Annotated in this window: 14 protein-coding genes; 4 read left to right on the forward strand and 10 right to left on the reverse strand. The window is 62.1% G+C overall.

Annotated features, from left to right (window positions below; all coding sequences use genetic code 11):
• The first annotated feature begins 1 nt into the window (after position 1).
• The 3 genes from ACVW16_RS07695 to ACVW16_RS07705 are packed head-to-tail and all read left to right on the forward strand — an operon-like array spanning position 2 to position 3,609.
• A complete protein-coding gene (locus tag ACVW16_RS07695) occupies positions 2–1,528 on the forward strand; it encodes a class I adenylate-forming enzyme family protein (RefSeq protein WP_456802332.1) in 1,527 nt (508 codons plus the stop codon).
• Positions 1,525–2,613 (forward strand): NAD/NADP octopine/nopaline dehydrogenase family protein, encoded by a 1,089-nt coding sequence (locus tag ACVW16_RS07700; RefSeq protein WP_456735812.1) that lies wholly within the window; start codon positions 1,525–1,527, stop codon positions 2,611–2,613. The genes ACVW16_RS07695 and ACVW16_RS07700 overlap by 4 nt, the downstream gene beginning before the upstream one ends.
• Before the next feature lie 3 nt (positions 2,614–2,616).
• Entirely contained in the window at positions 2,617–3,609 is a 993-nt protein-coding gene (locus tag ACVW16_RS07705) for a 3-hydroxybutyryl-CoA dehydrogenase (protein ID WP_456735813.1), read from the forward strand.
• Here ACVW16_RS07705 and ACVW16_RS07710 read toward each other — a convergent pair.
• The 6 genes from ACVW16_RS07710 to ACVW16_RS07735 form a co-directional block, all read right to left on the reverse strand.
• Positions 3,606–4,652: a peptidase M29 gene (locus ACVW16_RS07710; protein ID WP_456704737.1), complete on the reverse strand. Its 1,047-nt coding sequence runs from the start codon at positions 4,650–4,652 to the stop codon at positions 3,606–3,608. The genes ACVW16_RS07705 and ACVW16_RS07710 overlap by 4 nt on opposite strands.
• 32 nt (positions 4,653–4,684) lie before the next feature.
• Positions 4,685–5,452 (reverse strand): ABC transporter permease, encoded by a 768-nt coding sequence (locus ACVW16_RS07715; RefSeq protein ID WP_456735814.1) that lies wholly within the window; start codon positions 5,450–5,452, stop codon positions 4,685–4,687.
• Positions 5,449–6,234: an ABC transporter permease gene (locus ACVW16_RS07720; RefSeq protein WP_456704738.1), complete on the reverse strand. Its 786-nt coding sequence runs from the start codon at positions 6,232–6,234 to the stop codon at positions 5,449–5,451. The genes ACVW16_RS07715 and ACVW16_RS07720 overlap by 4 nt, the downstream gene beginning before the upstream one ends.
• On the reverse strand, positions 6,231–7,070 hold the full coding sequence (locus tag ACVW16_RS07725) for an ABC transporter ATP-binding protein (RefSeq protein WP_456704739.1): 840 nt from the start codon (positions 7,068–7,070) through the stop codon (positions 6,231–6,233). The genes ACVW16_RS07720 and ACVW16_RS07725 overlap by 4 nt, the downstream gene beginning before the upstream one ends.
• Before the next feature lie 32 nt (positions 7,071–7,102).
• Entirely contained in the window at positions 7,103–8,797 is a 1,695-nt protein-coding gene (gene ilvD / locus ACVW16_RS07730; protein WP_456735815.1) for a dihydroxy-acid dehydratase, read from the reverse strand.
• Positions 8,798–8,871: 74 nt separating this feature from the next.
• Complete coding sequence (locus tag ACVW16_RS07735) at positions 8,872–9,855, reverse strand: ABC transporter substrate-binding protein (RefSeq protein ID WP_456735816.1); 984 nt, start codon at positions 9,853–9,855, stop codon at positions 8,872–8,874.
• 179 nt (positions 9,856–10,034) lie between these two features.
• Here ACVW16_RS07735 and ACVW16_RS07740 point away from each other — a divergent pair, with 179 nt between their 5' ends.
• Positions 10,035–10,943 carry an NAD(P)-dependent oxidoreductase gene (locus tag ACVW16_RS07740; RefSeq protein ID WP_456704742.1) on the forward strand — a complete coding sequence of 303 codons (909 nt, stop codon included), beginning with the start codon at positions 10,035–10,037 and terminating at the stop codon, positions 10,941–10,943.
• A gap of 6 nt (positions 10,944–10,949) precedes the next feature.
• Here ACVW16_RS07740 and ACVW16_RS07745 read toward each other — a convergent pair whose 3' ends face one another.
• From ACVW16_RS07745 to ACVW16_RS07760, 4 genes are all read right to left on the reverse strand, one after another.
• Positions 10,950–11,513: a flavin reductase family protein gene (locus tag ACVW16_RS07745; RefSeq protein WP_456704743.1), complete on the reverse strand. Its 564-nt coding sequence runs from the start codon at positions 11,511–11,513 to the stop codon at positions 10,950–10,952.
• 9 nt (positions 11,514–11,522) lie between these two features.
• Complete coding sequence (locus ACVW16_RS07750) at positions 11,523–12,722, reverse strand: acyl-CoA dehydrogenase family protein (RefSeq protein WP_456735817.1); 1,200 nt, start codon at positions 12,720–12,722, stop codon at positions 11,523–11,525.
• 88 nt (positions 12,723–12,810) lie between these two features.
• A complete protein-coding gene (locus ACVW16_RS07755) occupies positions 12,811–14,079 on the reverse strand; it encodes a CaiB/BaiF CoA transferase family protein (RefSeq protein ID WP_456738200.1) in 1,269 nt (422 codons plus the stop codon).
• Between the two features lie 198 nt (positions 14,080–14,277).
• Complete coding sequence (locus ACVW16_RS07760; RefSeq protein ID WP_456735818.1) at positions 14,278–14,706, reverse strand: GNAT family N-acetyltransferase; 429 nt, start codon at positions 14,704–14,706, stop codon at positions 14,278–14,280.
• Positions 14,707–14,740: the final 34 nt, after the last annotated feature.

Consider the following 14,740-nt stretch of genomic DNA (forward strand, 5'->3'; position numbering starts at 1 on the left):
GGTGGATCTCTGCAGTCTGATCGATCGCAATGCGGCGTTTTCGCCAGACAAGACGGCCATTGCCTTCGAGGGGGAACGGCTGAGCTACGCCGCGTTCGCCGATCGCATCAAACGCACTGCAACAGCGTTGAAGCAGGAGTTTGGTGTCGGACGCGGTGACCGCGTCGCGATCCTGAGCCTGAATCGGCCGGACTACCTGGTCCTGCTCTACGCGTGTGCGCGGCTCGGCGCAATGCTGGTGCCACTGAATTGGCGGTTGGCGGTCCCCGAGCAGCTCTTCATCCTCACTGATGCCAGCGCCAACGTACTGCTGCTGGAGCAGGCCTTTGAGGGAGTTCTTCCCGAACTCGCGCCAGGGACTGTCGTCATCGGCCTGGATTTCGCACCACCGCGCGGCATAACCTTCGAAAGCCTGCTGGCGCGCAAGGGAAGCAGCGGACGCAATCCGCACACCGATCTCTCCTGTCCACTGCTGATCGTCTACACGTCCGGCACGACGGGACGGCCGAAAGGCGCGGTGCTGCGCCAGGAGGCGCTGTTCTGGAACGGCGTCATGAGCCAGCACATGCACAACATGACGTCCGACGATCATGTGCTGACGGTGTTGCCGTTCTTCCATGTCGGCGGGCTCAACATCCAGACGACCGCCGCACTCCAGCTTGGCGCGACCGTCACGATCCACGCCCGTTTTACGCCTGATACGGCGCTCGCCGCCATCGAGCGGGAACGGCCAACCTTGACGGTCATGGTGCCGGCAATGATCCAGGCGGTCAGCGAGCATCCCGCCTGGCCAGCGACGGATCTCTCCTCGGTCAAAGCGGTGACCACCGGTTCGACCATCGTACCGCTGCACCTGATCGATCGTTGCGTCGCGCGCGACGTGCCGGTATTGCAGGTTTATGGCTCGACGGAAACCTGCCCGATCGCCATCTATACTCGCCTCGGCACCGACCTCTCACCGTCGGGATCGACTGGACTTGCCGGTCTCTGCTGCGAAGCGAAGGTGATAGATCAGGAGGGCAACGAACTGCCGGCGGGCACGCCTGGCGAGATTGCAGTGCGAGGGCCCAATGTCTTCTTCGAATATTGGGGCAACGCGGATGCAACGCGCGATGCGCTGCACGACGGCTGGTATCGCACCGGTGATATCGGCCTGTGCGACGCGGACGGCTATTTCTGGGTCCGGGACCGCAAGAAGAATATGATCATTTCCGGCGGCGAGAACGTCTATCCGGCCGAGGTCGAGCGCGTCCTGCTCGAACATCCCGACGTCAGCGAATGCGCCGTCATCGGCCGGCCAGACCCGCGCTGGGACGAGGTCCCGATCGCCTATGTCATCCGGCGATCCGGCTGCCGTCTCGAAGCCGACGAACTGAGAGCGCACCTTCAGGCGCAGCTCGCCCGGTACAAGATTCCACGCGATATCATCTTCGTCACCGACCTGCCACGCACTGCGCTGGGCAAGGTCCAGCATTTCCTGCTGAAGCAACTTGACTCGCAATCGCGCGCGCAAGGAGAAGCATCTTGAAGATTGCGGTCCTGGGTGGAGGAAACGGATCATTCGCGGCAGCGGGCGATTTTGCGCTGTCCGGGCATGAAGTCCGGCTTTGGCGCCGTGACGCTGAGCAGGTCGAAGCACACCGTGCCGCCGGCTCGCGCATCTTGGTGAAGGATCACAATGGTCGCCACGACGTGAAGCTGAGGTTGGTGACAACCGACATCGCGGAAGCGGTCAACGGGGTCGAACTCATCCTGTGCCCGGCCCCCGCGTTCGCTCAATCGGACATCGCCCGCCTCCTCGCCCCCCATCTGCAGGACGGACAGGTCGTTTTCCTACCGCCGGCCACATTCGGCTCGCTCATCTTCGCGCAAGCCGCGCGGGACGCCGGCAATCGCGCAAAAGTGAGCTTCGCTGAAACCGGGACGCTGCCCTGGCTCACCCGCAAACACGGGCCATTCGAGGTCGCAATCACCATCCGGGCCAAGCGGCTGCCGGTCGGCGTGTTCCCGCTCGATCAGGCAGCACATGCGCTTGAGGTGATCGGACGTGCTTTTCCCGGAGTGATCGAGCCATGCGGTGACGCGCTGTCCGGCGCGCTAATGAATGCGGGCTGCATCATTCATCCACCGCTGATCGTGATGAACGCGGGCCCGATCGAGCATTTCGAAAGGTGGGACATTCACAAGGAGGGCACGCAGGCTTCGATCCGCCGGGTTACGGACGCGCTCGATGCCGAACGGATCGCCGTACGCACAGCGCTCGGCTACGGCGCACCGCATTTTCCACTCGCCCATCACTACGCGACGGAAGGCGAGATCTGGATGTATGGTCGCGGCTCGCATGATCGCCTGACCGACTCCGGCGACTGGCGGGAGCGGCTCGTGCTGACCGAGCACCGCTACATGCTCGAGGATCTGCGACTTGGGTTGTCGCTGCTGGTGTCCGTCGCCAGGCTAGCGGGCGTGGCCACGCCGCTGGCCAATGCTTTCCTGGCCATCGGTGGCGCAATCTGCGGCGATGATTTTGCGCAAGGCGGCCGCACGTTGGAGACGCTGGGGCTTGGGAAGCTTCAAAAGGCCGAATTGCAGAAGCTGCTTCGGGTGGGATTCTGATCGATGACCCGCCGCGCCAACATCGCCTGTCTCGGGGCCGGTCGCATGGGCCGCGGCATCGCCGTCGCGTTCGCCTATGCAGGGCACGCGGTCACCATGATTGATATCAAGCCCCGTTCAGCAGAGGATTTTGCAAGGCTGGAAGCTGACGCACTCGGCGAAGTCAGAAGGACCTTCGCCAGCCTGTCCAAGCTGGGACTGCTGACCGCGACCGATGTTGATCCCCTGATCGCGCGGGTTTCGGTGGTTTCGGCCGGCCAAAGCGGCGCTGCCCTGACCGAAGCTGGAATAGTCTTCGAGGGCGTTCCTGAGGTGGTCGAACTCAAGCGCGAGGTGCTTGGGGCGGCTTCTGAACAGATCGGCCCCGACACGATCATTGCATCGACCACGTCGACCATCCTCGTCGACGATCTCTCCGACGCAATCGTAAACCCTCGCCGCTTCCTCAATGTGCACTGGCTCAACCCGGCCTATCTGATCCCGCTCGTGGAGGTGTCGCCCGGCAAGCTCACCGATCCTGCCATAGTCGACGAGGTCAAGGCGCTGCTCGAAGACATCGGCAAGGTGCCGGTGGTCTGCGCGGCAACGCCCGGCTTCATCGTTCCACGCATCCAGGCGCTGGCGATGAACGAAGCCGCGCGCATGGTCGAGGAAGGCGTCGCCAGTGCGGAAGAGATCGACAAGGCGATCCGCTACGGCTTCGGCTTCCGCTACGCCGTGCTGGGGCTGCTCGAGTTCATCGATTGGGGCGGCGGGGATATCCTCTACTACGCTAGCAGATATCTGGAGGGCGCACTCGGGAGCGATCGCTATCGCGCGCCGGAGGTGATCTCCCGCAACATGCACGAAGGCCGGATCGGCCTGCGCACGGGGGCCGGGTTTCTCGACTATTCAGGCCTCGACGTCGACGCCTATCGTGTAAAGCGCCTCCAGGCCATGGTCGACCTGCTTCGGCACTTCGACCTCGCTCGTCCGCCGGTGCTCGACCGCAACTAGCCGAAAACATCCTGGAGCACACCGTCTCGAACCACGGCAACCCCATCGAGCTCGATGGTTGTCCCCATCATCGGCAGATCGAAGTGGCCAGCTGTATAGCGACCAGCGAATTCGTTGGCTCCGGTCGAGAACAGGAAATTGCCGGAGACGGCTCGGATCTCCGTGCCGTTGGTGTCGCGCTGGTCGTACATCGACAACGCCTCGTAGCGCGCGCCCGGATTCATGCCAAAGCCGACATGTGACACGGCATAGGCCTCCCGGTCGCCCCAGGCGGCGAGATAGGCACGCATCATCGCGGCATCCGCCCCCTCGCCTTCGAGCTCGGCAACATAGTCATTCTTCAAGGTCATCTTCACCGGCGAGGTCAGATAGCGCTTGAAGGTGAGATTGATATCGCCTGGCGCCATCACCAGCGTGCCGTTGATCGTCCCGCTCTTCGGGAAGCTGACGACGATGCCGCCCGGCCAATGCGCCAGCGTGCCGGGCTTGTCCGTCCACCCCCACACGCCCACCGTCGAAGCGCCCACCATGTCGACGTCGAGCGCCGTGCCAGCCTTCGAGGTAACCCGCATCCGCTTGGTGCCGCGCAGCATCTTCGCAGCCGCACGAACGCGCTTCTCGAGCGCGGGATCCGGCACCATCCGCTCCAGCGCTTCTGGATGCTCGTTGGAGATCACGAGGATGCGCGCACCGGCCTTCAAAATCTCGGGCGTCTCCACCGCATGCATCAGGCCCTCAATCGTGCAGTCCACCACGAACCCAGCCTGCTGAAGCGCGCTTATCACCGGGCCGACTCTTTGGATCGCTTCGCTGGCCCCGGTTGAGCGGATTGGAACGATGTTGCGGTTGCGCGGCGTTGGCATGACGACGTGAAACGGTTTCGCGCCCATTCGCAGCAGGGCCAGCTCTGCGAGATGCACATTCAACGCACGCGACTGCGTCTCCGAGAGGATGGCCGCGGTATCGCCGGCCCTGACGGCGCAACGCTCAAATATCTCGCAAAACGCGTCAATCCATTTTGCCTCGATGCGATCAGCCAGCATGATTCACTCCTGGTCTTCTGGTTTTTTTCAGGTCACGCGTCGGGGAAACCTCGTAGCAGGTACGACCGCACGGCGCCCAACAGGCCATTCAGAATCAACCCCAGCAGCGAGATCGCAATCAGCGGCACGAACATGTCGACGGCCTGGAAGGTCCGAGCCGCTGTTACCAGCGCATGTCCCAACCCGTCCGTCGACGTGATCATCTCGGCCAGAAACACCACGATGCAGGAAATGACAAGGCCAATCCGGCAACCGGTCAGGATCGACGGCATCGCCGCCGGCAATACGACCTTGAACAGGATCTCATAGCGCGGCGTTCCCGCCGCCATGGCAGACCAGACCAGCTTTTGCTCCACCGTCGAGGCCCCGTAATAAGTGGATAACAAAATGGGAAAGAGCGCGTCCGCGGCCACCAGCGTGATCTTCGATCCGTGGCCGAATCCAAGCAACAGCAGCAGTGCCGGATAGAGCGCGACCTTCGGTAATGGTGCCAGCACACGCACGATCGGCCGGACCACCGCATTGATTACGGGACTGGCCGCGGCCGCAAGGCCGATGCTGACACCAACGATGACTGCGATTGCAAAACCGGCAAACAGCCGGATCAGCGTGGCTACGATTTCCTCCTGAAACGTCCATGTCACGAGCTGCTGCAGCAGCCGGCTGAAGACGAGGCCCGGCGGAGGCAGCAAAACCATCGGCGCGACACCGAACGACACCAAGCCTTGCCACAGCGCAATCACCAGCACGATCGGCGCAAGCCCAAAGATGACGTTTGCTGAGAGATAACGGGGCATCATGAGAAGCTCATCGGCATGTCGAACTGAGGCTCGGACCAGCGCACGAGCCTCGCGCGGACGCGTTCAAAAACCGCATCGAGGCAGATGCCCATCGCACCGACGATGATAATCATCGCGTAGACCGTGTCGTATTGGCCCATATCAAGCGCATTGAACAGGATGTTCCCTGCTCCTGATTGGCGTGCGATCATCTCGCTGGTGATCATGGTGATCAGCGCCAGCACCAAGCCAGTGCGGCAACCGGTCAGGATCTCCGGAAGCGCCGCAGGCAGCACGATCCTGATGAGGCGTTGCAGGGGCGAGAGTCCCATCGCCGCGCCCGACCATAGCATCTTCTCTTCGACGGCTTTGGCGCCCTCGAAACTGTGATAGATCACGGGAAGACTGACGCCCAGGAAGATCACCAGCGTCTTTGTGATGTCACCGACACCGAGCCATAGCATGATGATCGGCATCAGCGCCGCTTTTGGCACCGGATAAATCACCATCAGAAGAGGGTTGAAGAAGGCCGCAACCGCGCGGCTACGCCCCATCAACAAGCCCAGCGGAATCGAGACCAGCACCGCTATACCGAACCCGACCGTCATGCGACGGAGCGAAGCGAGGATGTTGATCAAAGATTCCTTGTCCCCAAGGATATCCGGGATTGCGCGGAGCGCATCGGTCGCAGTTGGAAAGCTGTCGCTCTTCAGCGCAAGCGATGCAACCTGCCAAATTGCCAGCAATCCGATGCAGGCCAGCACGGGAGCAGTTCGCTTCACCAGGGCAGCCGGCGAGATCATACGGGCGACCCGGCTTCGTCGCTTTCGTCGAACATGCGCTCGATGTCGACGACGTATTTCTGGTAGCCCGGATCGAGCAAAAGCTCGTTGCGGCGCCGCGGTCGCGGCAGGTCGATATCGATGACCTCCCTGATACGGCCGGGAGAGTTCGACATCATCACGACCTTGTCTGAAAGGAAGACGGCTTCATCGACCGAATGGGTGACGAACAGGACCGTCTTGCGGTCACGCTCCCAGATGTTCAAGAGATCGTTCTGGAGACGCGTCCGGGTGTGAGCATCGAGTGCACCGAACGGCTCGTCCATCAACAAGACTTCGGGATGGTAGGCGAGCGTCCGGGCCAGGGCGACGCGCTGCTTCATGCCCCCCGACAACTCCTTCGGATAGAAGTTCTCATAACCCTTGAGGCCGACCATCTCGATCAGCGCGCGGCTCTCCGCTTCCGCTTCGGTGGCTCGCACGCCTCGCTGGCGCGGGCCATACATGACGTTGCCGAGCACGGTCTTCCACGGAAACAGCGCGAACTCCTGGAATACCGGCCCTCGATCCGGACCAGGGCCCGTGATCGCCTGTCCCTTCATCCTTGCCGCGCCTCTGGTTGGACTGACAAAGCCACCGACGATGTAAAGCAATGTCGACTTACCGCAGCCGGACGGACCGAGAATGGAAACGAACGCGCCCTCCTCGATCGTCAAGGAGATCTCCGATAGTGCCAAATGCTCCTTCCGCGCCGAGGTCTGGAAAACCTGCGAGACGCGGTCGATCTCGAGGATCGCAGAAGCCGGCTTTTGTGATGTCGCCGGTCTCACCCATCCGCTCGAAGGCATTATCTTCATCCCGCCTCTCGCTTCGCTCACGCGCGCAACGCTCAATCGAACCACGGCCACTGGGCCGGCCCCTCGTGAGTGACTGCTCCGCCGGGTGCCTGACCGACCAGGCGCGCATACTTTGCGAGCGCACCTGCACGATGACGCGGCGGCCGTTGCTTCCAATCGCGTCGGCGTCCAGCGAGTTCCTGCTCATTGATCAGCAGGTCCATGCGGCGACCGGCAGCATCGATCCGGATTCTGTCGCCGTCGCGAACGAGCGCCAGCGGACCGCCGACAAATGCTTCCGGGGATACGTAGCCGATGCACATACCGCGGGTGGCGCCCGAGAACCGGCCGTCAGTGATGAGGGCAACCTTCTCACCCATGCCTTGACCGTAAATGAGCGCGGTGACGCCGAGCATCTCACGCATGCCGGGACCACCGACCGGCCCTTCATTGCGGATCACCAGCACTTCGCCGGCCTTGTAGCTGCGGTCCCGAACAGCCGCCACACAGGCCTCCTCATCCTCGAAGACTCTCGCCACCCCCTCGAAAAGCAGGCTCTTCAAACCCGCAACCTTGATGACCGCGCCGTCGGGACAGAGATTGCCCTTCAGCACAGCAACACCCCCATCGGGCATGATCGGCGCGCGGGCGGCATAAACCACTTCACCATCGGGCGCATTGGCCGCGCCATATTCTTCGGCGAGCGTACGGCCGGTGATGGTCAGGCAGCCGCCATCGATATGGTCGCTTTGGATCAACTCGCGGATCACAACGGCAGCGCCACCGATGTCGTAGACATCCTTGGCCGTGTACTTCCCGCCCGGCCGCAGGTTCCCGATCAGCGGCGTCCTGGCAAAGACTTGGCCGACATCATCGATCGTGAATGCAATGCCCGCCTCGTTCGCGATCGCCGGCAGATGCAGTGCGGCATTCGTCGATCCGCCCGTCGCGGCAACGATCGCCGCGCCGTTTTCCAGGGATTTCCGAGTCACGATGTCGCGCGGCAGCGGCCCGCCTCGCTCGAGCATCTCAATGATCAGACGCCCGGCTCGGCGCGAGATCTGCGCGCGCTCGGCATAGACTCCGGGCACCATCGAGACGTTGGCAATCGTCAGTCCCATCGCTTCCGATACCATCCCCATCGTGTTCGCGGTGAATTGGCCGGCGCAGGCACCCACGGTCGGCAAGCAGGCGCGCTCGATCCGCTCAAGCGTCGCAGCGTCGATCTCTCCGGTCATGAAGCTGCCGACGGCCTCGTAGGAATCGAGAACGGTCAGCGTCCGTCCGTCCACGCGGCCGGGCAGCGAGCTCCCGCCATAGATGAAGATGGAAGGCACGTTGCAGCGAACCATGCCCATCATCACGCCCGGGAGCGTCTTGTCGCATCCGCCGTACCCGATCAGCGCATCATAGGCGAGACCATGAACGACGGCCTCGATGGAGTCGGCGATCAGCTCACGCGAAAACAGGGAAAACTTCATCCCCTCATGATTCATGCTGATGCCGTCGGACACCGAAACAGTCGAGAACTCCCGGGGCGTTCCGCCGGCTTCCTCTATACCGAGCTTGGCGGCAGCCACCTGGAAATCATGGGTCATGTTGCAGGGCGTCTGTTCGCCCTTCATGCTGACGATGCCCACCATCGGCTTGGCGATCGCCGCGTCGTCCAGGCCCATCGCGCGCATGAAAGCGCGATGGGGGGCCCGGTCGAGGCCGTCAGTTGTGATTCGTGATCGCAGCTTCTTCATGCCTGCATCATCTTCATGCAATGTCCCGCTGCGGGGACATTTGCGACCTCATTGATCCGGGAAACCGTCCGTCGCTATTGCAGCGGTGCGACGATTGTCGGATGCTTGAACTGGGCCACGTCCAGCTTCGGCAGCATCCCCGTGTCCGCATAGATATCGAGCATCTTCTGGATTGCAGGGAAATTCGGCGCCGCACCGGGATCGCGACCGAAATCATTGTCCTTGAGCAGATAGGTATCGAGCACCGGAACGGGCGCCTTCAGCACCTCGGACACCACCTTCAGGGTCTCTTCGCGGTTTGCGAGTGCCTTCTTCATGCCCGACGTGATGTCGCGGACATAGGCCTTGACCAGGTCCGGGTTCTTGTCGACGAAATCGGCACGACAGGCTTCCAGAATGTGCACGATGTTCGGCATCGCCTGCGACAGCGAGAACAGTTTTCTGATGCCGCCCTTCGCCTCCGCGCGTGCCGCAAACGGCTGGTTCATGTTGACCGCATCGACCCGCCCCTGGCGCAGCGCATCCTCAGAGACGGCAAAACCGACTTCGACCAGCTTTATGTCCTTGGCGGGATCGACGCCGTTCTGCTTCAAGAGCAGATTGAACGGACCCTGCGTGCCGCCGCCGATCACCGAAATGCCAACCGTCTTGCCCTTGAGATCGGCGATCGTCTTGATCGGCGAGTCGTCCTTGACCGCCCAATAGACCGAGAAACCGCCGGGCTTCTCGAAGACGTGCTGCGCCACGATGTAAGCCTTGAGGTTGCCACCGACCACACCGTTGGCAAGCGACAGCGGCGCCTGAGTCGCGCAATCTAGTGCGCCGGCCGCTAATGCCTGCGTCATCGGCGCAGTACCTTGAAACTGGGTCCACTCGATGTTGTACGTCTTGCCGATATCGGGAAATTCGGCAGGCCGGCGCATCATCCAGTATTTGGATTCCTCGGCCGGGATGGTCCAGCCCACGCGGATCGTCTGCTGCGCGCGTGAGGGGCTTGCGACCGCGATCATGGCCGCCACAGCCCCGGTTGCCAGGATCCACTTCGAAACTGCCCGCATCGTGCCCACTCCACTGCTCCGGCGCCAATCGACGCCACCCAAACCCGACCAACCCCAAATGTTTCATGGTTCAAACAGTCAGGCAAGCCATGCATACCGGTCCGGTTTCGCTGCCAGATGCGTTATGATGTTGCGGCGGCGGTCGCGCACCGTTGCGCTGCGACAGAAGGAGGCAACCTGTGGCTGATGAGAGCAGGGCAAACCCGCAAGGCGTCGAGAGGCTTGGCTATCTCGGCCTTGGACTGATGGGGACGCCCATGACCCGACGCCTGCTCAAGGCCGGCCATGACGTCAGTGTCTGGAACCGCTCGGAGGGTAAAGTCGCTCCCCTCGTCGCCGCAGGTGCCAAGCGCGCGGGCACACCTCGCGACCTGCTGGCGAACTCCGATATCGTCTTTATGTGCGTGACAGATGCAGCCGCCGTCGAAGCGGTTATCTTCGGGCCGGAGGGTCTTGCAGCAGCTCCGGGCGCAGGCAAGCTCGTGGTCGACTTCTCATCGATCCATCCGGATGCTGCGCGCGAGCTCGCAGCGCGATTGAAAGCGGCGAACGGCGCCGGCTTGATCGATGCACCGGTGTCCGGCGGCACCAAGGGGGCAGAAGAAGGCACGCTCGCCATCATGGCTGGCGGAGCGGCTGACGATATCGAGAAAGTGCGGCCTTACGTGCTGGCTATGGCACGTAGGTTCACCCACATGGGTCCGACTGGGGCTGGCCAGACCACCAAACTCTGCAATCAGGTGATCGTCGGATGCGCAATGGCTGTCCTTGCGGAGGCAACGCGCCTCGCCTCGAACGCTGGAATTGAAGCAAGCCGTCTGCCCGAGGCGCTCGCCGGCGGCTTTGCGGATTCGATCCCGCTTCAGCTCTTCGTGCCGCGCATGGTCCAGGGCATCCACTCGCCGCCGCTCGGGCACATAGCGACAATGCTCAAGGACCTCGATACGGTCGCCGATGTGGCCCAGGCGACATCAACGCCGGTGCCGATGGCGACCCTCGCGGGCCAGATCTTCAGGCTGGCCAAGGCTGCACGCGGCCCGGACGCGGACGCTCTGGAAATCTACAAGCTCTCCGCCACAGACCGCTGAACGCTCTTAAGGAGACTTCTTGCGTTCATCGTCGGCCAGAAACCGGCCATACGTCCCCCGCGCAAACAGCAGCGGCTCTTTCGCGCTATAGGCATAGGCCTCGACCGCACCGAGAAAGATCACGTGATCGCCGCCGTAATAGCGATTGACGGATCTGCACTGAAAACTCGCCACACTCTCTGCAAGCACCGGCGCATTGCCGAGGCCAGGCGCCCACTCCACGCCGGCAAACTTGTCTTCGGACGATTTTGCGAATTTGTTCGCCAGCGCCTGCTGCGAGGTGTCCAGCACGTGGACCGTGAAGTGGGTGGCATTCTGGAAAACGGTCAGGCTCGATGAGTAAACTCCGAGGCTCCAGAGAACCAACGGGGGGTTCAAGGAGACCGAGGCGAATGAATTGCAGGTGATGCCATACGGCTTTCCATCGGAAGCCGTAGCCGTGATGATCGTTACCCCAGTTCCGTAAGTGCCGAGAGCGTTGCGAAAATCACGTGGATCAATCTGCGAGTTGTCGCTCGCGAACTCGTTGGCTGGATCAGGAGCGGCCGGCTGCTTCGGCAGATCATTCATCGGCCGGCCTCACAAGGTGAGATTCTCGGACGGCAGGCCGAGGACCACGCGTCCATAATTGGTTCCAGCCGCATCGAAATTGAATGCGAGGTGCGAATTGATCGCATGCGCATCGCGAAATTGCCGCTGCAACCCCCCCGTCGTGAACAGGCCGCGCGCCCCGCTCGCGGCAAACAGCATCGAGACGGCGTCCGTACACAGATTGACCGAGAACGCCCCGTCACGGCGATATCTGGTTTTGGTGACCATATCGGGCGTGTGGCTGCGCCGTGCGTTCTCCATCGCCTCGGTGCAGGCCGAGCGCATGATGAGGCGCGCAGCATCGATCTTGGCGGAAGCTTCGGCGATCTTGATTTGCGTACTCTGGAAATCGCTCAGCTTGGCGCGGTTGTACGTCGAAATGCGGCGACGCGCGACCTCCGCATAATCGTCCAGACACGCCTGTGCATTCCCGAGCGCGACGCCGGAAAGAACATAAGGAAACAACGAGAACACCGGCAGCGCATACAGCGGACTGGGGTTCACCTTGCTTCCGGGCGTCGGACCTCCCGCAAGGTCCCCCACCGCGACCGTCATATAATCGGGTACAAAGGCATCCCTGACTTCGACATCCGACGACCCGGTCCCGCGCAGTCCCGCGACGTTCCAGGTATCGAGTATCTTGTAGTCGGCCTTCGGCAACAAAAAGATGCGATATTCGATGCCATCGGCCTCGTCGTCGGATGCGACGACGCTTGCGAGCATGTTCCACGCGCAAGACCCGACGCCCGACGAGAAGGGCCAGCTTCCGCGCAGCCGGTATCCGCCCGCAACCTTGCTGGCGCGGCCGGCGGGGAAAATGAACGATGACGCGATCAGCACGTCCGGGGTCTTGCCCCAGACCAGATCCTGTGCACGTTCTTCGAACATGCCGAGCATCCAATGATGGCTTGCCAGATTGGCAAGGTTCCAGGCCACCGATGCATCGGCTTGTCCGAGCAACTCCGCGCAATCGATCAGGGCGACATAGTCGAGCTCGGCGCCGCCGACGCGCTGCGGCTGAAGCATCCGGAACAGGCCGGCATCATGCAGGTCCTGTTCGGTTTCCGGTGGCAGATGCCGCAGCTCCTCGGTGCGAGCTGCGCGTTCACGCAATTGCGGCACGAGCGAGCGGGCCTTGGCAATCATCGTTACATAGGCTCTTTCGCCGGCCTCTACCGACTGCCCCATGCTCGGGTCTTGACCAGGCACCATTCGCGTCCCTCGCTCTCATGCATTTATGCGGCGGGAACCACTTCAAATCAAGCTGGCGCAGTGCTCAGTCCGACGTCGCGGCCTTGCGCAGGCCAAATGCCCCTTTTTGGGTCAAAGTGGCAATCCGGTCGGCATCGTAACCAAGCGTCTCGCGCATAACGCCCTCGGTATGCTCACCTAACAGCGGCGCGGCGACGGGATCAACTGCCGCTGTGAGGCTCATGCTGATCGGCGGCTCGATATTCGGCACCCACTGCGCCGTGCGATGCGGGATCCGGCTCAGGCGCGCGCGCTCGCGCGCCTCGGGCGCATTGAATCCCTCCTCCACGGTCCGGAGATAGCCAACCGGAATATTGGCCAGCTTCATCTTCGCCATCCAGTTCTCGAGTGTGTCGCTCGCGAACACTTCCGCGATGGCAGTGCGCAGCAACTCCTTGTTCTCGGAGCGCGCCTTCCGCGTAGCGAATTGCGGATTGTTGATGAGATCCGGGCGGTTCAGCACCTCCACGACCAGCCGGCGATACAACCGGTCATTGGCGCAAGCCATGTAAAGCGGACCGTTGGAGGCTTCGTAGACGCCGACTGTCGGAGACCCGCTCGGCGAATTGCCAAACCGGCCGGGATTCTCACCGTTGATCAGATAGGCCATTCCGTAGAAGCCAGTCATGCCCATGGCGACGTCGAACAACGCGACCTCCACATGCTGGCCGCGGCCGAGTCGATCCCGCGCCAGCAGCGCCAGCAGAATGGCATTGCAGGCGGACATGCCCGTCGCCATGTCGACAACAGGCGGTCCAGTGCGAACCGCCGGACCATCCGCAAATCCGTTGAGCGACATGAAGCCGCTCTCGGCTTGCGTGATGGGATCAAAACCTGGGCGTGAAGCGAACGGTCCGGTACGTCCGTAAGCCGAAATCGAGCAATAAATCAGCCGCGGGTTGAGCGGAGCGACAGCCTCGTAGTCGAGGCCGAACTTCTTCATGACCCCGCTGGAAAAATTTTCCACCACCACATCCGCCTTGCGGATCAGATCCAGCGCGACCTCGCGCGCCTCCGGCACCGAGAGATCGAGCGCAATGCCATTTTTGTTGCGATTCAGGCTGAGATAGGCCGCGCTCTCCCCGCCGATCTCGGCATGCTCATAGGCACGCGTGTCGTCGCCACCCTCAGGGTTTTCGATCTTGATGACGCGCGCACCGAAATCGGCGAGCGTTTGCGTGCAGGCGGGGCCCGCGACCACGCGCGTGAAATCAATGACCAGCAGACCATCAAGTGCAGTTGGCTTTCCCGCCGCCCGCAACGGACGTTCCGGCAATTGAGGCTTGGTGGACATCCTTGGCGCTCCCTTACATCGGCTTGTGCCCGCCGAATTTCCTGCTAGCGCACTTAAAGCCCGGCTGAGCCGACTGCGCAAGTGCTTCAGCCACGACGTTTCAAACCCAAAAGGGCATTCCAGGTGAACAGGGCCGGCTATATAGGCGCTGTGCAATTTGACGGTGCAAGGCCCCGTTCCGCATCACGGAAACCCGACTCAGCGAAGCGACCTTTGCCAATAGAGCGTATGGGACCAAGCCCAGGGCATCTCAGGTTCAAAGAGACGGTAACCCGCCTTGATGAAGTTGTTCGCAGAGAAACGATTGTCCGTTGTATCCGAAACGATACTCTCCCATCCGATGCGACGGCCCCGTGCTTCGACGGCCCGCATCAACCTCAGCTGAAGTCCCCTTCCCCAATGCCGCTGCAAGACACCGACCCTCGAGAGGTAGCCGCTGTTTCGCGCCCGGGTGGACGGCACGACGCCTGCGAAGGCGACAGGATCATCATCGCGATAGGCAAGCCACCACACCCCGAGATCGAAATCCGGGACGGCCGCGGCATCGAAGAACGTCTGCCGATGCAGATCTGTCAGGGTCTCGCCAACATCGTCGTCGGACCCGTCCACCATACGAATCTTGTACATAGCATGACCCAACGCAATAGCACGACCTTGATTG

It is taken from the genome of Bradyrhizobium sp. USDA 4474 (assembly GCF_054057515.1).

What these genes read in the sequence shown, in the direction of transcription:
- ACVW16_RS07705 (WP_456735813.1), top strand. Translation starts at nt 2,617, where the DNA reads ATGACCCGCCGCGCCAACATCGCCTGTCTCGGGGCCGGTCGCATGGGC.
- ACVW16_RS07750 (WP_456735817.1), bottom strand. Translation starts at nt 12,722, where the DNA reads ATGGGGCAGTCGGTAGAGGCCGGCGAAAGAGCCTATGTAACGATGATT.
- ACVW16_RS07720 (WP_456704738.1), bottom strand. Translation starts at nt 6,234, where the DNA reads ATGATCTCGCCGGCTGCCCTGGTGAAGCGAACTGCTCCCGTGCTGGCC.
- ACVW16_RS07760 (WP_456735818.1), bottom strand. Translation starts at nt 14,706, where the DNA reads ATGTACAAGATTCGTATGGTGGACGGGTCCGACGACGATGTTGGCGAG.
- ACVW16_RS07725 (WP_456704739.1), bottom strand. Translation starts at nt 7,070, where the DNA reads ATGAAGATAATGCCTTCGAGCGGATGGGTGAGACCGGCGACATCACAA.
- ACVW16_RS07735 (WP_456735816.1), bottom strand. Translation starts at nt 9,855, where the DNA reads ATGCGGGCAGTTTCGAAGTGGATCCTGGCAACCGGGGCTGTGGCGGCC.
- ACVW16_RS07745 (WP_456704743.1), bottom strand. Translation starts at nt 11,513, where the DNA reads ATGAATGATCTGCCGAAGCAGCCGGCCGCTCCTGATCCAGCCAACGAG.
- ACVW16_RS07710 (WP_456704737.1), bottom strand. Translation starts at nt 4,652, where the DNA reads ATGCTGGCTGATCGCATCGAGGCAAAATGGATTGACGCGTTTTGCGAG.
- ilvD (WP_456735815.1), bottom strand. Translation starts at nt 8,797, where the DNA reads ATGAAGAAGCTGCGATCACGAATCACAACTGACGGCCTCGACCGGGCC.
- ACVW16_RS07755 (WP_456738200.1), bottom strand. Translation starts at nt 14,079, where the DNA reads ATGTCCACCAAGCCTCAATTGCCGGAACGTCCGTTGCGGGCGGCGGGA.
- ACVW16_RS07715 (WP_456735814.1), bottom strand. Translation starts at nt 5,452, where the DNA reads ATGATGCCCCGTTATCTCTCAGCAAACGTCATCTTTGGGCTTGCGCCG.